The following is a 16,074-nucleotide window of genomic DNA, read 5'->3' as shown; positions in this document are numbered from 1 at the left end:
CCGGCTCGCCCGGACATTCAAAGCGCCGGGCGTTGGTCGACCGTATACCACCTTAGTTGAAGGCAGGATACTGGCCGCCGGCCGGAGAACGGCCGTCGGGAACAAGGGGATGGCGCCCTCAGCCCTTGGGGCGGGACGCCTTTTCCTCCAGGCCGGACTGGTTCGTCCGGCGGCCGAGCTCCGCATACACGTCATCCAGCGACACGCCGCGCGCCTGAAGCAGCACGGCAAGATGGTAGAGAAGATCGGCGCTTTCGGAAATGACCGCTTTCGTATCGGTGCCGACGGCGGCGAGCGCCGTCTCCACCGCTTCCTCGCCCAGCTTCTGCGCGCATTTGGCGACGCCCTTGGCGAGCAGGGTGCGGGTGTAGGACGGCTCGCCCTCGGCCGCAGCACGCCGGGCGACGATGGCGGCCAGTTCTTCGAGGGTGACGCGGGTGGGTGTGTCGGTCATCAGGCCGTCTCCGCGCTGTCGCCACCGCCGCGCCGGACGGGGAGGCCGGCTTGCGCCAGGGCTTCCTTGGCGGCGCCGATGGTGAAGGTGCCGAAATGGAAGATCGAGGCCGCCAGCACCGCCGAGGCCCCGCCCTCGCGAATGCCGTCGACGAGGTGATCGAGCGTGCCGACGCCGCCGGACGCGATCACCGGCACCGTCACCGCATCGGAAATCGCGCGGGTCAGCTTCAGGTCGAAGCCTTCGCCGGTGCCGTCGCGGTCCATGGAGGTGAGCAGGATTTCGCCGGCCCCGAGCGCGACGACTTCCCTGGCATACTCCACGGCGTCGATGCCGGTGCGGTTGCGCCCGCCATGGGTGAAGATTTCCCAGCGATCAGGCTCGCCCTCGGCAGAGACCTTCTTGGCGTCGATGGCGACGACGATGCACTGCTCGCCGAACTTTTCCGCCGCCTCGCGCACGAAGTCCCGCCGGTTCACCGCCGCCGTGTTGATCGACACCTTGTCGGCGCCGGCGTTGAGCAGCGCGCGGATGTCCTCCACCGTGCGCACGCCGCCACCGACGGTGAGCGGCATGAAGCACTGTTCGGCGGTGCGGCTCACCACATCGATCAGCGTGCTGCGCGCCTCGACGCTGGCGGTGATGTCGAGAAAGCAGAGTTCGTCGGCGCCGGCGGCGTCATAGGCCTTGGCCGCCTCCACGGGATCGCCGGCGTCGCGCAGATCGACGAATTTCACGCCCTTGACGACCCGGCCGTCCTTGACGTCGAGGCAGGGGATGACGCGGACCTTCAGCATGGAATCCCCCCGGGCGGCTGCGTCGCTCATGCCGTCCGCCCCGCCACCAGCGCCAGCGCGGCGCGCGGATCGAGCCGGCCATCATAGAGCGCCCTTCCGGTGATGGCGCCTTCCAGCTTCGCGGCGCGCGGCTCCATCAGCGCCTTCACGTCGTCGAGCGAGGCGAGCCCGCCCGAGGCGATGACCGGAATGGAGATCGCCTCCGCCAGCGCGATGGTGGCCTCCATATTGAGGCCCTTCAGCAGCCCGTCGCGGGCAATGTCGGTGTAGATGATGGCGGCCACGCCGGCATCCTCGAAGCGCTGCGCCAGTTCCAGCGCGGTGAGGTCCGAGGTCTCGGCCCAGCCTTCCACCGCCACGCGCCCGTCCTTGGCGTCGAGCCCCACCGCCACGCGGCCGGGAAAACGGCGCGCCGCTTGCCTGACGAAGGCGGGGTCGCGCACCGCCGCCGTGCCGAGGATGACGCGGGTGATGCCCTTTTCCAGCCAGTCCTCGACCCGGCCAATGTCGCGAATGCCGCCGCCGAGCTGCACCGGCATGGTGACGGCTTCGAGAATGCGCTCCACCGGCGCCGCGTTCACCGGCGCGCCGGCAAAGGCACCGTCGAGATCGACAATGTGCAGATAGCGGAAACCCTGGGCCTCGAACTGCGCCGCCTGCTGGGCGGGGTCGTGGTTGAAGATGGTGGCGCGTGCCATGTCGCCCTGCTGCAGGCGCACGCACTTGCCTTCCTTGAGATCGATGGCGGGAAAGAGGATCACGGCGCCCACTTCAGGAAATTGGCGAGAAGGGCGAGGCCGAGGCGCTGGCTCTTCTCGGGATGGAACTGCGTTCCGGCGAGGTTGTCGCGGCCGACCATGGCGGTGACGGCACCGCCATAAGAAGTGGTCGCGATCACATCGCCCGCACGCGCGGCGTTGAGGTGATAGGAATGGACGAAATAGGCGTCGAGCCCGCCCTCGCCGGTGGGAATGCCGGCCAGCAGCGGGTGCGGGCGCGCCACGTCGAGCGAATTCCAGCCCATATGCGGGATCTTCAGCGTCGGATCGGCCGGCTCGATCTTCACCACCTCGCCGTCGATCCAGCCGAGCCCGGCAGTGTCGCCATGTTCCAGCCCGCGCGTCGCCATCAATTGCAGCCCGACGCAGATGCCGAGAAACGGCCGGCCCCGTTCCATCACCGCCTCGGTCAGCGCCTCCACCATGCCGGGCACGGCGTCGAGCCCGCGCCGGCAGTCGGCATAGGCGCCCACCCCGGGCAACACGATACGATCGGCGCGGCGCACCACGTCGGGGTCGGCCGTCACCAGCACGGCCTTGCCGCTGCCGCCCTCGCGCGCGGCGCGCTCCAGCGCCTTGCCGGCGGAATGCAGATTGCCGGAACCGTAGTCGATCAAAGCGACGGGGGCAGGCGGGGTCATCTTGTCGCCTCCGGAAACAGGCCGAGCACGCCGGCTTCGGCCGGCCGCGCCCCGGCAGGGACACGGGCGCCGCCCATCGGCGGCAGGAAAGGACGCGGCGTGGCCACGTCGCCGAGCCGGGCGTCGAAATAGCGCTGTTCGGCGGCTTCCAGCGTATGCGCCACCACGCAGCCCGCCTCCTCATAGCCCTGGGTGAGCAGCTTAGACCGCCGCAGACCCGGCAGGCCCACGGCGACGGCGATATTGCCGACGAGCAGCAGCACCAGCGCACGGTCGGGCAGGTCGAGCACGCTGACGGCGAGGATCACCGCCGCCTGCAGCAGCGCATAGCCGACGAAAGCCAGCCACAGGCGGTGGCGCAGCAGCACCAGCGGCGCGACGGGCAGCGCGCTCCAGGACAGGCGTTCGGGCACGAAGACGAAGCCGTCCGCCCATTGCTGGGTGCTGCGCCGCGTCTCCGCCTCCTCGGGTTCGAAAACCGTCCAGACCGCCATGCCGTGCCCGTTCCTGCCCCGTCAGCCGCCAAGGCTGCCCTTGGTGGAGGGAATTTCCCCCGCCGCCGCCGGATCGATCGCCACCGCCGCGCGCAGCGCGCGGGCCAGACCCTTGAAGCAGCTCTCGGCTATATGGTGCGCATTGGCGCCATAGAGAGTCTCCACATGCAGGGTCAGACCGGCATTGATGGCGAAGGCCTGGAAGAACTCGCGCACCAGCTCGGTGTCGAACGCGCCGATCTTCGCCACCGCGAACTCGGTGCGGAACACGAGAAAGGGCCGGCCGGAAATGTCGAGCGCGACGCGGGTCAGCGTCTCGTCCATCGGCAGGTGGAGGCTGGCATAGCGGGTGACGCCGCGCATGTCGCCCAGCGCCGCCTTCACCGCCTGGCCGAGCGCGATGCCGACATCCTCCACCGTGTGGTGGAAATCGATATGCAGGTCGCCCTTGGCCTCGATCTCCATGTCGATGCGCGAATGGCGGGCGAGAAGGTCCAGCATATGGTCGAAAAAGCCCACCCCGGTCGCGATGGTCGCCTTCCCCGTGCCGTCGAGATCGACGGAGAGGCGGATCTGCGTTTCCTTGGTGGCGCGGGTGATGCTGGCCGTGCGCATAGCAAAGGGCTCCCGGAAAGAGCGCGCCTCTTAGCAGCTATGCGGTTGCTATGCCATATGCACGCATGACAGCGGAGGCTGCGGGCGCGGCGAGTTGCGCCCGCGCATTGAGGCCTTAAGTAAGGGGCTTCGAGCGGAGCCCTTCATGACCCATTCCCCCGACACGATCTACGGCACCACCATCGTCTCCGTCCGCGCGGACGGGCGCGTCGCCATTGGCGGCGACGGGCAGGTGACGCTCGGCAACACGGTGATGAAGTCGAACGCCCGCAAGGTGCGCCGGCTCGGCAAGGGCGACGTGATCGGCGGCTTCGCCGGCGCCACGGCGGACGCCTTCACCCTGTTCGAGCGGCTGGAAGCCAAGCTGGAGCAGTATCCGGGCCAGCTGCAGCGCGCCTGCGTCGAGCTCGCCAAGGACTGGCGCACCGACCGCTATCTGCGCCGGCTGGAGGCGATGATGATCGTCGCCGATGCCCAGGTGACGCTGGTGCTCACCGGCACCGGCGACGTGCTGGAGCCGGAGAACGGCATCGCGGCCATCGGCTCGGGCGGCGGCTTCGCGCTGGCGGCGGCCCGCGCACTCGCCGACAGCGGCAAGGACGCCGAGGCCATCGTGCGCAAGAGTCTCGCCATCGCCGCCGATATCTGCATCTACACCAACCATAATGTGGTGGTGGAGACGATCGGGTGACCCTTTCGCAGCAGACCGTTCTCATCGCGACCGAGCGCGGCATCATCTCGCCCGAGCAGGCCGAGCGCCTGCGCGCCCTGGAGGCCGAGCTGGCATCGGGCGCCAGCACCGACGCCATCCTGCCGCCGCCGGAGGATGACGAGCGGCTGCGCCTCGTCACCGGCTTCGGCGACATCTTCGTCACCATCGGCCTCGCGCTGTTTCTCGGCGCGCTGGGCTATTTCAGCGCGGCGCTCGGCCCCGCCGGCATGTGGGCCGCGATCGCCGCGGCCAGCTGGCTGCTGGCGGAATTCTTCACCCGCGTGCAGCGCATGGCGCTGCCCAGCATCGTGCTGCTCGTGGTGTTCTGCGCCTCGGTGTTCGTGGCGGCGTCGGCCGCGCTGGGCAGCACCGTGCCTCTGTTCCCGAGCGTCCTGTCGCTGAGCGAGCAACCCGTGACCCTGGCGCTCGCCGGTCTGGCGACGCTGGCGGCCGCGACGCTGCATTACTGGCGCTTCCGGGTGCCGATCACCATCGCCGCCGGCGCCGCCGCGCTGGTCGCGATCGTGGTCGGCCTGGTCGCGGCCGTGGCGCCCGGCGGCATCGAGGCCGCGATCAATCCGGTGCTGATGGTCTGCGGCCTCGGCGTCTTCGCCCTCGCCATGCGTTTCGACATCAGCGATCCGCAGCGGCTGACGCGGCGCACCGACATCGCTTTCTGGCTGCATCTGCTGGCGGCGCCGCTGATCGTGCATCCGCTCATCCACGGCTTCATCTGGCCGGACGGCACGCCCGGCGAGACCAGCGCGCTGCCGGTGCTGGCAGTGTTCGCCGTGCTCGGCGTGGTCGCCATTCTGATCGACCGCCGCGCGCTTCTGGTCTCCGGCCTCGCCTATGCCGGCTTCGCCTTCGCCTCGCTCATCGAGGTGAGCGGCTTCGCCGATAGCTCGACGCCGCTGAGCCTGTTGGTGCTCGGCGCCCTGATCCTCTTGCTGAGCGCGCTCTGGCACCCGCTGCGTCGGGGCGTGCTCGCGCTCCTGCCGGCCGGGTTGGCGCAGCGCCTGCCCCGCCCCCCTGTTCATCTCTCGACGCGGATCGCCTCATCGTCATGACCAGCTTCTCGCCCCGCGAAATCGTCTCCGAGCTCGACCGCTACATTGTCGGCCAGCACAAGGCCAAGCGCGCGGTCGCCATCGCGCTGCGCAACCGCTGGCGCCGCCAGCAGCTGGAAGGGCAGCTGCGCGAGGAAGTGCTGCCGAAGAACATTTTGATGATCGGCCCCACCGGCGTCGGCAAGACGGAAATCTCCCGCCGCCTCGCCAAGCTCGCCGGCGCGCCCTTCCTCAAGGTCGAGGCGACCAAGTTCACCGAGGTCGGCTATGTCGGGCGCGATGTCGAACAGATCATCCGCGATCTCGTCGAAATCGGCATCGGCCTGGTGCGCGAGGTGCGCCGCAAGGGCGTCGAGGCCAAGGCGCATCTCGCCGCCGAGGAACGGGTGCTCGACGCGCTGGTCGGCGCCACCGCCTCGGCCGGCACCCGCGAGAGCTTCCGCAAGAAGCTGCGCGACGGGCTGATGGACGACAAGGAGATCGAGATCGAGATCGCCTCGGGCAATCAGGGCCTGCCGATGTTCGAAATTCCCGGCATGCCCGGCGCGCAGATGGGCGCGGTCTCCATCGGCGACATGCTGGGCAAGGCCTTTGGCGGCCGCTCCAAGCCGCGCCGGGTGACGGTGAAGGACGCCCATCCGCTGCTGCTCTCGGAAGAGGCCGACAAGCTGATCGACCAGGACGCCATCGTGCAGGAAGCCATCCGCTCGGTGGAGGAAAACGGCATCGTCTTTCTCGACGAGATCGACAAGATCGCCGGCTCGGAGCGGCGCGGCGGCGCCGATGTCTCGCGCGAGGGCGTGCAGCGCGACCTGCTGCCGCTGATCGAGGGCACGACCGTCTCCACCAAGCACGGCGCGGTGAAGACCGACCACATCCTGTTCATCGCCTCCGGCGCCTTCCACGTCTCCAAGCCCTCGGACCTGCTGCCCGAGCTTCAGGGCCGGCTGCCGATCCGGGTCGAGCTGGAAGCGCTGACGCGGGAAGACTTCACCCGCATCCTCACCGAGACCGAGGCGAGCCTCGTCAAGCAGTCGGTGGCGCTGATGGGCACGGAAGGGGTCGAGCTCGTCATCACCGAGGAAGCGGTGGCGGCCATCGCCGACATCGCCGTGCAGGTGAATGCCTCGGTGGAGAATATCGGCGCCCGGCGGCTGCAGACGGTGATCGAGCGGGTGCTGGACGATCTGTCCTTCACCGCGCCGGACCGCGCGGGCGACCGGGTGGTGGTGGATGGCGACTATGTCCGCTCCCGCGTCGCCGACCTCGCCGGCAATACCGACCTCAGCCGCTACATCCTCTGATTCGGCCCCGGAACGAGTGCTGAGCCGACTCAGCGTTTCACGTGAAACGGGCGCGCGCGTCATCCCGGACGGGCGCAGCCCGATCCGGGATCGCTCGATCGCGCAGACGATCCCGGCTCTGCGGCTTCGCCTTCGGCCGGGATGACCGACGGCGGCGGCTTTCGCGCTACCCCGGTCGCCCCAATATCTTGAGCCGGCCAAGCAGTTCCGCCACCGCCTCCGGCGGCAGGGTGGCGATCTCGCGGGCGAGAAGATTGGCCAGTTCGGTGGCCTCCGGCGAAAGGCCGGACGTGTCCACCACCACGCGCGGATCGGAAAGCTCCGCCAGCGCCTGCAGCGCCTCGGCCTCGTCCCAGATCACGTTGAAATAGGCGATGATGCGCTGGAGCATCAGCCAGGTCGGCTGGCCGCGCTTGCCATGTTCCAGCGCCGAGAGATAGGCGGCGGACACGCCGATCGCCTCCGCCATCTGGCTGAGCGTCACCCCGCGCTCGGCGCGCAGTTCACGCAAGCGGCGGCCGAAGGGCGTCACGGCCGGCCTCCGCGCAGGCGGCGCACCCGTACATAGAGCGCGCCCTCCCCGCCATGGCCGCGCCCGGCGGTCTCAAACCCGAGCACGATGGTGCGCAGCTCCGGCGCGCCGAGCCATTGCGGCACCAGCCGGCGCAGCACCCCGCGCCCGCCTTCGCCGGCCAGCATGCTCATCGCCTCGCCCTTGCCTGTTATGACAAGCACCAGCCCATGGCCCTCGCCCTGGGCGGCGCGCAGAAAGCCGATCAGCCTCCCATGCGCCGCGGCCTGGGTCATGCCGTGCAGGTCGAGCCGCGCATCCACCTCCGCCCCGCGCGACAGCCGGCGCCGCAGCTTCGGCTCCAGCGGGGCGAGCGGCGGCGGGGCGGGGGGCTTCGGCGGCGCCTTGGCGATGACGGGCACGGCCTTGGCCGGCTTGGCCGCCGCCACGGCGGCCTCGGGCGGCGCTTCGACCATGCCGCTCGTTTCCGCCTTGGCGAGGGCGGCGCGCTTCACCGGGCGGATCGGCTTGATCGAGCGGGTCACATGCTCCCACAGCGCCTTTTCCTCGGCGTCGAGCGGCCGACGGCGGCGGGTGCGCCCGGCTGAATCGCTGCCCGCCATCACCGGGTCTCCGACAGGGCAGCGGGGATCGCGGGACGGGGTCTCGGCAGCGGCACGCGGGCGCGGGCGGGATCGAGCGCGCGCGGCAGCAGCACAATGAAGCGGCCGGGATGCTGCACCCGGCCGGCGATGGTGCCCGCCTCACGCCCCGCGCCGAAGAAGATGTCGCCGCGCGCCGGGCCGATAATGGCCGATCCGGTGTCCTGCGCGATCATCAGCCGCTCGAAGGGCTGGCTCGCGCCGTCGGGCCCGGTCGGCAGCTCGGCGTCGAGGAAAATGGGCGTGCCGTAGACATGGATCGCCTTGTCGACGGCGAGCGAACGGCCGGCGGTGAGCGGCAGGCCCTGCGCGCCCACGGCGCCGTCCTCGGCGGTCAGTTCGCGGGCGATGCGGAAAAAGACATAGGAACGGTTCTGCCGCATCAAGTCACGCCCTTCGTCGGGATGGGCGGCGATATAGCCACGAATGGCGTCCATCGACATCTTTTCGCGCGGCACCAGCCCGCGTTCGATCAGCAGCCGGCCGATCGGCGTGTAGGGCTGGCCGTTATGGCCGTCATAATTGAGCCGCAGCACCTCGCCATCGGGCAGGCGCACCCGTACCGATCCCTGAATATGGGCGAAGAAGGCGTCGGCGGGATCGCGGATCCACGCCACCACCTCCGCCCGGCCGCCCAGCGCCCCGTCCTCAATGGCGGCGCGATCGAAATAGGGCAGGCGCTGGCCATCCACCTCGCGAAAGGCGCCGCTCTTGTTGGTCGGCGGCCCGCCACCGGGCGGGGTCTCGATGATGAGGTCGCGCGGCCGGGCATAGAGCGGTGTGGCGAACACATCGGAGCGGGTGCGGGAGCCCTCGACTTCCGGTTCGTAATAGCCGGTGAGGAAGCCGTCCGGCTTGTCCAGCGCGGTGATGGTGTAGGGGCGGAATTCGCGCTCGAAGAATTTTCGCGCCGCCGCCTCGCCCGGCCGCTTCGGCAGCCGCGCCGCACGGGCGCAGATCGGACGCAAGGCGGTGAAGACGCGGCGGGGCGGATTTACGAGGTCCGGCTTGCGCGCAAGCACCGCGCAGCTGCGGCGGAAGGTGGCGAGAGCCTTCAAATGGTCATCGCCCGCCCAGCCGGGGAGGGCGGAAAAGCGCGTCGGCTCCAGCACCGCCTGAGGAAACAGCGGGGCCGGGGCGGCATGCGCATCGCTGCCCCCGCCGGCGAGGGCGACGGTCAGAACGAGGAGAAGGGCCGATAGGATGAGAGGCGTGCGCACCCCGTCATCTTCTCACGAAGCCGCTTCGGTGGCGACCAGCTTCCAGTTGGGGTCGCGGGCGCCGAGTTCGCGCGCGAAGGTCCACACATCGGTCACGTCGGCGACCTGTTCGGGATCGCCGTCCACCACGCCGCCATTGCGGTCGCGGGTGACGGAGATCAGCTGCGAGAGGAAGCGCACGGTGATCTGCGCGCTGCGTCCGCGCGCCTCGGCTTCGATGATGTCCGCCTTCTCGATGCCGACGAACTGCGTTTCCATCTTTTCGCCGCGCTGCTCGCGCTCGGCGATGGCGGCGCTGAAACCGTCGAACACGTCGCGCGCCAGAAGATCCTTCAGGCTCGCGCGGTCGCCATTGGCGAAGGCGACGATGATCATCTCGTAAGCCGCGCGGGCGCCGGTGAGGAAGTGCTTGGCGTCGAACTCGCGCTCCTGCGCGGCGATGGCGTCGAGCCCATTGGCCACGGCCGAGCCGACCTCGGCGATGCCGGCCCAGCGCGCCGGGGCGGGCTCGGCCTCGTCCACCGGCTCCACCGGTGCGGGCACGGCCGGCTTGTCGGCGGCGGTACCGGGGAAGTTCACCACCTTGTCGGAGGCGCCGGCCGGGGCCTTGGCGGCATCGCGGCGCGAATAGGGGTCGTAAGGCGGCCGCTCCCGCCCCGTCCGCTGCCCCAGCACGCTCCGCAGCCGTATGAAGATGAACACGGCGAGGGCCAGGAAGATGATCGTATAAATATCGAACACGTCGCAGTTCGCCGCTGTTGGCCCCGCCGGAGCCGTTCCGGCGCGGGACTGTGCCTCATGTGGTGTCCGCGCGGCGCCTTCCAAGGACCGGCCGGCCGGTTGACATGACCTATTTACGACGTCTGGCCGATTTCGCCACCCCGTCCCTGCCGCTGGGTCATCACTTCGGCGCAACAGCTCGGCGGCAGAGGGCGATCGCCAGACATTCTCGCGCACAGTAGAGCACAGCCGCCGCGTCCGCCAAGCGCCGTGGTCGCCCGCCTCCGCGGGAGGCCGCGCAAAGCGTGCCGCGCGCTTGTGAGCCGCACCCAACCGTGTTAGCGACACCCGCCCTTTGCAAGACCGGCTGAGGCGGAACGACCGACCCAGCGGCACCATCGCCGGCGCCCCCGAGGGCGGATGCCGGCGAACCCCACGGAGAAACCTATGGCTGAGACCGACAACGCCCAGATGCCGACGCTTCAGGTGCTGACGCAGTACACGAAAGACCTGTCCTTCGAGAATCCGGGCGCGCCGGAATCGCTGGTCGTCAAGGGCCAGCCGCAGATCGGCATCCAGATCAATGTCGGCGCCAAGCCGATGCGCGACGGCTCGGAATATGAAGTCGAGCTGAAGGTGGAGGCGAAGGCCGAGCTGAACGGCAAGACGCTGTTCGCGCTGGAGCTGGTCTATGCCGGCATCTTCCGCGCCCAGAACGTGGCGCAGGAAACCATCCACCCCTTCATCCTCATCGAATGCCCGCGCATGCTGTTCCCCTTCGCGCGGCAGATCGTCGCCGACACGGTGCGCAATGGCGGCTTCCCGCCGCTGATGATCGATCCCGTCGATTTCGTCACGCTGTATCGCCAGCGCATGGCCCAGCAGGCCCCGAGCAACGTGCTCGCCTCCTGACGCGGCTTGCCGCATCCGACGTTTTCGACACGGCCGGCGGCGTCAGCTTCCGGCCGTGTACTCGTTCCAGATGGCGTTTTCGCCCAGCGTGGCGATGAAGGCGGCATGCGCCGCCGCCTCTTCCGCGCTCCGGCGCGGCGCCAGCGGGCGCGGGCGCTGCAACGGCGCCGCCACCTGCCCCTCGATCACCACCGTGGTCGTCGTCTCCACCATGGTCAGGCTCAGCGCCGTCTGCTTGCCGCCGCACAGCTCGGCATAGACTTCCGCCAGCAATTCGGAATCGAGCAGCGCCCCGTGCTTGGTGCGGCGCGAGCTATCGATGCCGTAGCGGTTCATCAGGTCATCGAGACGATTCGACGCACCTGGATGCCGCCGCCGCGCCAGCGACAGCGTGTCGACCACGCGGTCGAAGGTCAGCGCCGGCCGCCCGACCTTGGCCAGCTCCGCATTGAGGAAGCCGATATCGAAAGCGGCGTTGTGAATGACAAGCGGGTCGCCGGCGATGAAGGCGAGGAAATCGTCTACCACCTGCGCGAAAAGCGGCTTGTCGGCGAGGAATTCGGTCGAGAGGCCGTGGACGTTGAACGCCTCCACCGGCATGTCGCGCTGCGGGTTCAGATAGACATGGTAGACCTGCCCCGTCGGGATGCGGTTATAGATCTCCACGCAGCCGATCTCCACCAGCCGGTCGCCGGTGAGCGGGTTGAGCCCGGTGGTCTCGGTATCGAGCACGATCTCACGCATCGCTTTTCCCTTCGTCGTCGCTGCACGTCGCCCGCAGCTCGTCCAGCAGCGCCGCCACCGCCGCGCGGGCGCGGTCGAGCCCGTGGCCGGTGTCGATCACATGGTCGGCCCGCCGCCGCTTTTCGCCATCCGGCACCTGTCGGGCAAGGATCGCGGCAAATTTCTCTTCCGTCATGCCCGGCCGGGCCAGAACCCGGGCGCGCTGCACCGATTCCGGCGCGCTGACCACCAGCACGGCGTCCACGCGGTTCTCGCCGCCGGTCTCGAACAGCAGCGGGATGTCGAGCACGGCAATGGGCGCGCCGGCAGCCGACGCCGCCTCCAGAAACGCCTTTTCGCGCGCGTGCACCAGCGGATGGACGATGGCTTCCAGCCGTTTCATCGCCGCGTCATCGCCGAGCACGCGGGCGCCGAGCAGGGCGCGGTCGATCCGCCCGCCCTGCGTCACGCCGGGAAAGGCGGCCTCGACCGGGGCGACGCCCTCGGCGCCATAAAGCGCGTGAACGGCCGCGTCGGCATCGTGCACCGGCACGCCCAGCTCGCGGAAAATCTGCGCGGTGGTGGATTTGCCCATGCCGATCGAGCCGGTGAGGCCGAGGCGGAAAGGCCGGCGGGCGCTCACGCGAACGGCCCCCTCACGCGAATTGTCCCGTCACGCGAACTGTCCCTTGGCCTTGAGATCGGCGATAGCGAGCGCGCGCAGCTCCGCCGTCACCACAGGGCGCACGCCGAACCAGCGCTCGAAGCCCGGCACCGCCTGGTGCAGCAGCATGCCGAGCCCGTCCACCGTGGCGAGGCCGCGCGCCTTGGCGGCCCGCAAGAGCGGCGTTTCCAGCGGCACATAGACGATGTCCGTCACCAGCGCATCGGGCGACAGCGCCGAAAGGTCGATGTCGAGCGGCGGCTGGCCCTTCATGCCGAGCGAGGTGGTGTTGACCAGCAGACGGCACCCCATGAGCCGCCCGCCGAGGTCGCGCCACTCCACCGGCAGCACGCGCGGGCCGAACTGGTCGCGCAGCGCCTGCGCCCGTGCCAGGGTGCGGTTGGCCACCACCACGCGGTCGACCCCACGCTGCAGCAGCCCATAGACAATCGCCCGCGCCGCGCCGCCGGCGCCCAGCACCACCGCCTCGCCCAGCGCCCGCGTCCATTCCGGCTCGGCGGCGTCGAGATTGGCGAGGAAACCGTGCACATCGGTGTTGGCGCCATGGAGAGCGCCGTCCTCCAGCCAGATCGTGTTCACCGCGCCGAGCGCCTCAGCGACGGAATCGCGCGTCGCGCAGGTGCGGAAGGCGGCTTCCTTGTGCGGCACGGTGACATTGCCGCCGACGAGGCCGGAGGCAGCGAAATCGGCGAGAAAGCGGTCAATGTTCTCAGGCGCGACATCGCGCACGCCGTAGCTGCCGTCGATGCCGTGCCGGGCCAGCCAGTAGCCATGGATCAGCGGCGAGCGCGAATGGCTCACGGGATGGCCAATGATCGCGACATGACGGGTCACAGCAGAAGTCCTTCGGAGCGCAGAAAGCCGAGCAGCGGCAGCAGCGGTAGTCCCAGTATCACCGAATGATCGCCCTCGACACGGGTGAACAGATGGATGCCGAGCCCTTCCAGCTGGTAGCCACCGACGCTCGAGAGCACCGCCTCGCCGGCCGCATCGAGATAGGCCTCGATCGCCTCCGCATCGAGCGGGCGCAGGGTGAGATGGGCGCTCTCCACCGTCGCCCACAGCACCGCGCCGTCGCGCGCCACCGCCACGGCCGAATGCAGTTCATGGGTACGCCCGGCCAGACGGGCGATCTGCGCCTTCGCCGCCGCCCGGTCCACCGGCTTGTGGAAGGCCTCATCGCCCAGCGCCAGCGTCTGGTCGGCGCCGATGACGAGCCGGCCCGGATGTGCCAGTGCCCCCGCCAGCGCCTTGGCGCGGGCGAGGGTGAGCGCGACAGTGGCGGGATCGGAACCGTCCCGCACCGCCTGCGCCTCGATGGCACGCTCATCGACCTCGACGCTCACCGCCTCGAACGGCACGCGGGCGGCCTGCAGCAGCGCCCGGCGTGCCGCGCTTTTGGAGGCGAGCAGCAACGGCACCGCCCCGCGCCAGAGGGAATTTCTCGGCACGGCCTCAGCCATTCGGGTTCTCGGTCTGCTTGCGCCGGCGCTCCTGCAGCAGGGCGATGATCGCCGCCGCCGTCTCCTCGATGGAGCGGCGGGTGACATCGATCATCGGCCAGCCATGGCGGGCGCAGAGCCGGCGGGAAAAGGCGATCTCCTCCGCCACCGCCTCGCGGTCGGTATAGGTGTCGGCGGTCTGGGCGGCATTCAGGCCGAGCAGCCGGTTGCGGCGGATTTCCACCACCCGGTCGGCGCTGGCGAGCAGGCCGACGATCAGCGGGCGCTTGAGTTCGGCGAGGCCCGGCGGAACCGGCAGGCTCGGCACCAGCGGGATATTGGCGGTCTTGATGCCGCGATTGGCGAGATAGATGCTGGTCGGGGTCTTGGATGAGCGGGAAATGCCGAGCAGCACCACATCGGCGGCTTCCAGCCCGTCCACATGCTGGCCGTCATCATGCATGACGGTGAAGTTCATCGCGTCGATGCGGCGGAAATAATCGCCGTCAAGCTGGTGCTGGCCGCCGACGCGCGGCTCCGGTGCGCCGCCGAGATAGGCCTGGAACAGCTGCACGACAGGCGCCAGCACCGAGAGAACGGGCACGCCATGGTCGCGGCAATAGGTCTTCAGCCGGTTGCGCAGTTCCGGATCGGTCAGCGTGTAGAGCACGATGCCGGGAAACTCGTCGATCGCCTGCACCACCTTGTCGAGCTGCTTGTGCGAGCGCACCAGCGGATAAATGTGCTCGATCGGCTTCACGTCATATTGCGCCGCCGCCGCCCGGCCGACGCTGATCAGCGTCTCGCCGGTGGAATCCGAGACGAGATGGAGGTGGTAGTAGCTTTCCGACGGGCGGTTGGCGTCAGTCACGCCGTTCATCCACAGGCCTGTGCATAGAATGGGAACAAGCCATGCCCTTCGCCGGTTCGCAAGGGGAGGGCTGGGGACAGCGGCGGTTTTCCTCCACAGGCGAGACCCTGTGCGCTTTATCAAGGCGCCGGCGGCGAACTGCGTGGATAACCTCGCACGCGGCGCTTAAGCCCTTAAACCGGCTGAAACTTGGACTCGTCCGCGGCCGGCGCGTCCGCGCCAAGACTGGGGGTCGGTTGTGGGCGGGGAGGAACATCTCTAATCCCCTGCTCACTACACAGACAACCTTCTATTCAAAGTGCTTAAAGAAGTATGAAGAGGCAGGGGACAAGCGGATGGAGAGCGCCGGAATGGACAGCGCCACGGCAGGGGCCAGCGTGACGAACAAGCCGATCCTGCTGCAGGCGCTGGACGGACATGTGCCAGGCCGCACGCCGATCTGGATGATGCGCCAGGCCGGGCGCTATCTCCCGGAATATCGCGAGGTCCGGGCCAAGGCCGGCGATTTCCTCACCCTCTGCTACACGCCCGATTATGCCGTCGAGGTGACGCTCCAGCCGATCCGCCGTTTCGGCTTCGACGCGGCGATCCTGTTCTCCGACATTCTCGTCGTGCCGCATGCGCTCGGCTGTCCGCTGACCTTCGAAGCCGGCGAGGGCCCGCGCCTCGTGCCGGTCACCACTGGCGCGGAACTCGCCGCCCTGCGTGAGACGCTCGACCCGGACAAGATCGACCGGGTTCTGGAAGCGGTCAGCCGCATCCGCGCCGAGCTCCCCGCCGAGACGGCGCTGCTCGGTTTCTGCGGCGCGCCGTGGACGGTGGCGACCTATATGGTCGCCGGGCGCGGCACGCCGGACCAGGCGCCGGCGCGGCTGGCCTCGCTCACCGACCCCGCCTTTTTCACCGCGCTGATCGACCTCTTGGTGGAAACCTCGGCCCGCTATCTCGTCGGCCAGCTCAAGGCCGGCGCCGATGCGGTGCAGATTTTCGACAGCTGGGCCGGGGTGCTGGATCCGACAAGCTTCCGCCGCTGGTCCATCGACCCGATCCGCCGCATCGTCGCCCGGGTGCGCGCGGACGTGCCCGGCGCGCGCATCATCGCCTTCCCGAAGGGCGCGACGCTGTCCGGGCTCACCGAGATGGTGCAGGCGACCGGGGTGAACGCGGTGGGCCTCGACTGGACCGCCGACCGCAAGGCGACGCGCTATGCGCTGGGCGGCAAATGCGCGCTGCAGGGCAATCTCGACCCGCTCACCCTCATTGCCGGCGGTGCGGCGCTCGATTCCGCGATTGACGGCATTCTCGCGGATTTCCACGGCGCCTCGCATGTGTTCAATCTCGGCCATGGCATCCGCCCGGAAACGCCGATCGCCCATGTCGAGCGGATGATCGCGCGAATTCGCGGTGGCTAGAGCACGTTCCGATCTGATTGCATCGCAATCAGATCGGTAAAACGTTCTCT

20 protein-coding genes are annotated in these 16,074 nt (G+C 69.2%); 5 read left to right on the top strand and 15 right to left on the bottom strand.

Features of this window, described 5'->3' with window-relative positions; all coding sequences use genetic code 11:
• Window positions 1–118: 118 nt before the first annotated feature.
• The 6 genes from J2S75_RS04550 to hisB are packed head-to-tail and all read right to left on the bottom strand — an operon-like array spanning window position 119 to window position 3,780.
• On the bottom strand, window positions 119–454 hold the full coding sequence (locus J2S75_RS04550) for a phosphoribosyl-ATP diphosphatase (RefSeq protein ID WP_307018612.1): 336 nt from the start codon (window positions 452–454) through the stop codon (window positions 119–121).
• Complete coding sequence (gene hisF / locus J2S75_RS04545) at window positions 454–1,251, bottom strand: imidazole glycerol phosphate synthase subunit HisF (RefSeq protein ID WP_307019144.1); 798 nt, start codon at window positions 1,249–1,251, stop codon at window positions 454–456. Before hisF ends, J2S75_RS04550 begins: the two co-directional genes overlap by 1 nt.
• Before the next feature lie 26 nt (window positions 1,252–1,277).
• Window positions 1,278–2,012 carry a 1-(5-phosphoribosyl)-5-[(5-phosphoribosylamino)methylideneamino]imidazole-4-carboxamide isomerase gene (hisA, locus tag J2S75_RS04540; RefSeq protein WP_307018611.1) on the bottom strand — a complete coding sequence of 245 codons (735 nt, stop codon included), beginning with the start codon at window positions 2,010–2,012 and terminating at the stop codon, window positions 1,278–1,280.
• The gene (gene hisH / locus J2S75_RS04535) at window positions 2,009–2,671 is read right to left on the bottom strand and encodes an imidazole glycerol phosphate synthase subunit HisH (protein ID WP_307018609.1); all 663 of its coding nucleotides are present in this window, start codon (window positions 2,669–2,671) and stop codon (window positions 2,009–2,011) included. Before hisH ends, hisA begins: the two co-directional genes overlap by 4 nt.
• A complete protein-coding gene (locus J2S75_RS04530) occupies window positions 2,668–3,165 on the bottom strand; it encodes a DUF2628 domain-containing protein (RefSeq protein WP_307018606.1) in 498 nt (165 codons plus the stop codon). The genes hisH and J2S75_RS04530 overlap by 4 nt, the downstream gene beginning before the upstream one ends.
• Window positions 3,166–3,186: 21 nt before the next feature.
• A complete protein-coding gene (gene hisB, locus J2S75_RS04525; RefSeq protein WP_307018604.1) occupies window positions 3,187–3,780 on the bottom strand; it encodes an imidazoleglycerol-phosphate dehydratase HisB in 594 nt (197 codons plus the stop codon).
• A 145-nt stretch (window positions 3,781–3,925) separates the two neighbouring features.
• Between hisB and hslV the strand changes: the two genes are divergently transcribed.
• The 3 genes from hslV to hslU are packed head-to-tail and all read left to right on the top strand — an operon-like array spanning window position 3,926 to window position 6,866.
• Window positions 3,926–4,471 carry an ATP-dependent protease subunit HslV gene (gene hslV / locus J2S75_RS04520; RefSeq protein WP_307018602.1) on the top strand — a complete coding sequence of 182 codons (546 nt, stop codon included), beginning with the start codon at window positions 3,926–3,928 and terminating at the stop codon, window positions 4,469–4,471.
• Window positions 4,468–5,562 carry a hypothetical protein gene (locus tag J2S75_RS04515; RefSeq protein WP_307018600.1) on the top strand — a complete coding sequence of 365 codons (1,095 nt, stop codon included), beginning with the start codon at window positions 4,468–4,470 and terminating at the stop codon, window positions 5,560–5,562. The genes hslV and J2S75_RS04515 overlap by 4 nt, the downstream gene beginning before the upstream one ends.
• Window positions 5,559–6,866 (top strand): ATP-dependent protease ATPase subunit HslU, encoded by a 1,308-nt coding sequence (gene hslU / locus J2S75_RS04510; protein WP_307018597.1) that lies wholly within the window; start codon window positions 5,559–5,561, stop codon window positions 6,864–6,866. The genes J2S75_RS04515 and hslU overlap by 4 nt, the downstream gene beginning before the upstream one ends.
• 166 nt (window positions 6,867–7,032) lie before the next feature.
• Here the strand turns inward: hslU and J2S75_RS04505 are convergent, their stop codons facing one another.
• Genes J2S75_RS04505 through J2S75_RS04490 form a run of 4 tightly spaced genes read right to left on the bottom strand, consistent with a single transcriptional unit; the run spans window position 7,033 to window position 10,000 of the window.
• On the bottom strand, window positions 7,033–7,398 hold the full coding sequence (locus tag J2S75_RS04505) for a helix-turn-helix domain-containing protein (protein WP_244380373.1): 366 nt from the start codon (window positions 7,396–7,398) through the stop codon (window positions 7,033–7,035).
• A complete protein-coding gene (locus J2S75_RS04500; protein ID WP_307018594.1) occupies window positions 7,395–8,000 on the bottom strand; it encodes a Smr/MutS family protein in 606 nt (201 codons plus the stop codon). Before J2S75_RS04500 ends, J2S75_RS04505 begins: the two co-directional genes overlap by 4 nt.
• Window positions 8,000–9,259, bottom strand: a complete 1,260-nt coding sequence (gene mltA, locus J2S75_RS04495) for a murein transglycosylase A (RefSeq protein WP_307018592.1) — start codon at window positions 9,257–9,259, stop codon at window positions 8,000–8,002. The genes J2S75_RS04500 and mltA overlap by 1 nt, the downstream gene beginning before the upstream one ends.
• A gap of 12 nt (window positions 9,260–9,271) precedes the next feature.
• Window positions 9,272–10,000, bottom strand: a complete 729-nt coding sequence (locus tag J2S75_RS04490) for a Tim44/TimA family putative adaptor protein (RefSeq protein WP_307018590.1) — start codon at window positions 9,998–10,000, stop codon at window positions 9,272–9,274.
• A 426-nt stretch (window positions 10,001–10,426) separates the two neighbouring features.
• On the opposite strand from J2S75_RS04490, the gene secB reads away from it, so the two are divergent.
• Window positions 10,427–10,891, top strand: a complete 465-nt coding sequence (gene secB / locus J2S75_RS04485; protein WP_307018588.1) for a protein-export chaperone SecB — start codon at window positions 10,427–10,429, stop codon at window positions 10,889–10,891.
• A 42-nt stretch (window positions 10,892–10,933) separates the two neighbouring features.
• Here the strand turns inward: secB and dnaQ are convergent, their stop codons facing one another.
• The 5 genes from dnaQ to J2S75_RS04460 are packed head-to-tail and all read right to left on the bottom strand — an operon-like array spanning window position 10,934 to window position 14,621.
• Entirely contained in the window at window positions 10,934–11,635 is a 702-nt protein-coding gene (dnaQ, locus tag J2S75_RS04480) for a DNA polymerase III subunit epsilon (RefSeq protein ID WP_307018586.1), read from the bottom strand.
• The gene (gene coaE, locus J2S75_RS04475) at window positions 11,628–12,257 is read right to left on the bottom strand and encodes a dephospho-CoA kinase (protein ID WP_307018584.1); all 630 of its coding nucleotides are present in this window, start codon (window positions 12,255–12,257) and stop codon (window positions 11,628–11,630) included. Before coaE ends, dnaQ begins: the two co-directional genes overlap by 8 nt.
• Before the next feature lie 30 nt (window positions 12,258–12,287).
• Window positions 12,288–13,133 carry a shikimate dehydrogenase gene (locus J2S75_RS04470; protein WP_307018582.1) on the bottom strand — a complete coding sequence of 282 codons (846 nt, stop codon included), beginning with the start codon at window positions 13,131–13,133 and terminating at the stop codon, window positions 12,288–12,290.
• Window positions 13,130–13,762 carry a Maf family protein gene (locus tag J2S75_RS04465; RefSeq protein WP_307018580.1) on the bottom strand — a complete coding sequence of 211 codons (633 nt, stop codon included), beginning with the start codon at window positions 13,760–13,762 and terminating at the stop codon, window positions 13,130–13,132. Before J2S75_RS04465 ends, J2S75_RS04470 begins: the two co-directional genes overlap by 4 nt.
• Complete coding sequence (locus tag J2S75_RS04460) at window positions 13,755–14,621, bottom strand: pyruvate, water dikinase regulatory protein (protein WP_307018578.1); 867 nt, start codon at window positions 14,619–14,621, stop codon at window positions 13,755–13,757. The genes J2S75_RS04465 and J2S75_RS04460 overlap by 8 nt, the downstream gene beginning before the upstream one ends.
• A 341-nt stretch (window positions 14,622–14,962) precedes the next feature.
• On the opposite strand from J2S75_RS04460, the gene hemE reads away from it, so the two are divergent.
• A complete protein-coding gene (gene hemE, locus J2S75_RS04455; protein WP_307018577.1) occupies window positions 14,963–16,024 on the top strand; it encodes a uroporphyrinogen decarboxylase in 1,062 nt (353 codons plus the stop codon).
• The last annotated feature ends 50 nt before the right edge of the window (window positions 16,025–16,074 follow it).

The organism is Ancylobacter polymorphus, assembly GCF_030813495.1.
Classification (GTDB): domain Bacteria; phylum Pseudomonadota; class Alphaproteobacteria; order Rhizobiales; family Xanthobacteraceae; genus Ancylobacter; species Ancylobacter polymorphus.
This window is presented reverse-complemented; position numbering and strand designations above follow the sequence as displayed.

Coding starts and splice junctions, on each gene's coding strand:
- J2S75_RS04550 (WP_307018612.1), bottom strand. CDS start 454: ATGACCGACACACCCACCCGCGTCACCCTCGAAGAACTGGCCGCCATC.
- hisF (WP_307019144.1), bottom strand. CDS start 1,251: ATGCTGAAGGTCCGCGTCATCCCCTGCCTCGACGTCAAGGACGGCCGG.
- hisH (WP_307018609.1), bottom strand. CDS start 2,671: ATGACCCCGCCTGCCCCCGTCGCTTTGATCGACTACGGTTCCGGCAAT.
- J2S75_RS04530 (WP_307018606.1), bottom strand. CDS start 3,165: ATGGCGGTCTGGACGGTTTTCGAACCCGAGGAGGCGGAGACGCGGCGC.
- hisB (WP_307018604.1), bottom strand. CDS start 3,780: ATGCGCACGGCCAGCATCACCCGCGCCACCAAGGAAACGCAGATCCGC.
- hslV (WP_307018602.1), top strand. CDS start 3,926: ATGACCCATTCCCCCGACACGATCTACGGCACCACCATCGTCTCCGTC.
- hslU (WP_307018597.1), top strand. CDS start 5,559: ATGACCAGCTTCTCGCCCCGCGAAATCGTCTCCGAGCTCGACCGCTAC.
- J2S75_RS04500 (WP_307018594.1), bottom strand. CDS start 8,000: ATGGCGGGCAGCGATTCAGCCGGGCGCACCCGCCGCCGTCGGCCGCTC.
- secB (WP_307018588.1), top strand. CDS start 10,427: ATGGCTGAGACCGACAACGCCCAGATGCCGACGCTTCAGGTGCTGACG.
- dnaQ (WP_307018586.1), bottom strand. CDS start 11,635: ATGCGTGAGATCGTGCTCGATACCGAGACCACCGGGCTCAACCCGCTC.
- J2S75_RS04465 (WP_307018580.1), bottom strand. CDS start 13,762: ATGGCTGAGGCCGTGCCGAGAAATTCCCTCTGGCGCGGGGCGGTGCCG.
- J2S75_RS04460 (WP_307018578.1), bottom strand. CDS start 14,621: ATGAACGGCGTGACTGACGCCAACCGCCCGTCGGAAAGCTACTACCAC.
- hemE (WP_307018577.1), top strand. CDS start 14,963: ATGGACAGCGCCACGGCAGGGGCCAGCGTGACGAACAAGCCGATCCTG.